At 61.9% G+C, this 1,308-nt stretch carries 2 protein-coding genes; both read right to left on the bottom strand.

The features are described 5' to 3' along the window. Positions 1 to 112: 112 nt before the first annotated feature. The gene (locus tag C693_RS21610; protein WP_017462387.1) at positions 113 to 436 is read right to left on the bottom strand and encodes a DUF1820 family protein; all 324 of its coding nucleotides are present in this window, start codon (positions 434 to 436) and stop codon (positions 113 to 115) included. Positions 437 to 446: 10 nt separating this feature from the next. Then, positions 447 to 1,130 carry a rhomboid family intramembrane serine protease gene (locus tag C693_RS0111280; protein ID WP_026107354.1) on the bottom strand — a complete coding sequence of 228 codons (684 nt, stop codon included), beginning with the start codon at positions 1,128 to 1,130 and terminating at the stop codon, positions 447 to 449. Positions 1,131 to 1,308: the final 178 nt, after the last annotated feature.

The raw sequence follows: 1,308 nt of genomic DNA, 5'->3' as shown, positions 1-1,308 counted from the left end.
CACCCGCCGCCTATGCCAAGCAGTTAAAGTGACCCCGGACTCCAAACCGTCCCGCTACTCAAAGCGGGGGGACGTCGCCAACACCACGCCTTGGACCGGTAAGGCCGGCCGATCAACGTGGCTTCGGCGGCAGCGGAAAGGGCGTGATCTTCTGACCGTCTGCAGCGTCGCGGATGCTCAGGCTGCCCTTGCGGTCCACCTCCTCGACGCGAAGCACCGCCTGCATCGGCAGGTGCAATACACGGGTATCCCTGAACTCGTCGCGCAGGCGCTCCTCGGTCGGATCGACAAGGATTCCCTCTCCCGCGGGCTCGAACACCAGCTCTCCGACTTCGGTGAACCCCCACAGCGAGCTTGTTGCAACATGACGTGCGTACAGCTCGTACGACTTGCCCAGATGCAGGAACGTCACCTTGTAGAGCTTCTTGTTGCGCATGGGTTTCGACTCAGTGGCGCATGCGGCGCACGATCGCGTCACGCGAAAACAGGGCGAACAGCAAACCGAACAGGAACCCGGCGATGTGGGTCCACCACACCACCGCGCCATAGCTCGGGCCGGCATAACTGAACAGCAATTGCAGCAGCACCCAGATGCCGATCAACAGGAACGCCGGCACGCGCACGAACTCCAGGTAGAGACCCAGCGGCAGCACCAGCCCCAGCCTGGCCCTCGGGAATAGTGCGACATAGGCACCAAGCACTGCCGAAACGGCTCCGCTGCAGCCGATGATCGGCCGGAGTACGCCGGCCAGCGAGAGCGCTCCGACAAGGTTCGAGGCCATGCCGCCGACCAGGAAGAGCGTCAGGAAGCGCAGCGAGCCCATCGACCGCTCGGCCGGCAGCCCAAAGATGGCGAGGAATAGCAGATTCCCGAGCAGATGCGTCCACTCGACATGGATGAACAGCGCGGTGAAGAGCCTCAGCAGCGCCGGATCGGTCAGCTGGGGAAGCAAGGGCTGCTTGATATCGAAAATGTTCGCCGGGATTGTCCCCCAGTCGAGCAGCCACGAGACACGCTCGGGCGGACGCATCAGGGCAAGGCTTACGAAACAGACGACACAGACGCTTACCAACAGCAGCGTGGCCCAGTGCAGACGTGAGCGACGACGATTATCGACATGGACGAACATGTGGTGTCCGAAAGGTGGACAGGACCGGAAGTATTTCACGCCTGGCCCGCAGATGCGGAGGACCATTGTCCAGAAACAGCATCCGCTGCAGCGAAGACGGAAATAAAAAGCCCCCTCCGGTTGGAGGGGGCTTTTCTTAAAAAGGTCCCTGGCAGTGACCTACTCTTGCATGCGGATG

The sequence above is a fragment of the Dyella ginsengisoli LA-4 genome (genome assembly GCF_000334915.1).
Classification (GTDB): domain Bacteria; phylum Pseudomonadota; class Gammaproteobacteria; order Xanthomonadales; family Rhodanobacteraceae; genus Dyella_A; species Dyella_A ginsengisoli_A.
Note: the sequence above shows the minus strand (reverse complement) of the source record. Positions and strands in the feature narration are given on the sequence as shown.